Here is a 273-nt window from a genome sequence, read left to right as displayed (position 1 = left end):
CGAGCAGATCCAGCACGCCGCGATCGGCGTGCCCGGCGTGGTGGACCTGCGCGAGGGCCGGATCTGGCAGGCGCTCAACATCCCGGCACTGGACGGGTTCCCGGCCCACGACCGGTTCGGCGCGGCGCTGGGCTGCCCGGTCACCCTGGAGAACGACATCCACCTGGCCGCCTTCGGCGAACAGCGGGCCGGGCGGGGCCGGGACGCGGCGAGCTTCTGCTTCCTCTCCGTCGGCACCGGCGTCGGCGCGGGCCTGGTGCTCCGCGGCGAGCT

1 protein-coding gene is annotated in these 273 nt (G+C 75.5%); it reads left to right on the top strand.

The features are described from left to right. The coding region (locus DN069_RS38165) for an ROK family protein (RefSeq protein WP_133260190.1) at positions 1–273 on the top strand (273 nt) is incomplete at both ends.

Origin of the sequence: Streptacidiphilus pinicola (assembly GCF_003258295.1) — a bacterium.
Classification (GTDB): Bacteria; Actinomycetota; Actinomycetes; order Streptomycetales; family Streptomycetaceae; genus Streptacidiphilus; species Streptacidiphilus pinicola.
The sequence above is the reverse complement of the archived record's forward strand: the minus strand, read 5'-3'. Positions and strand labels throughout refer to the sequence as shown.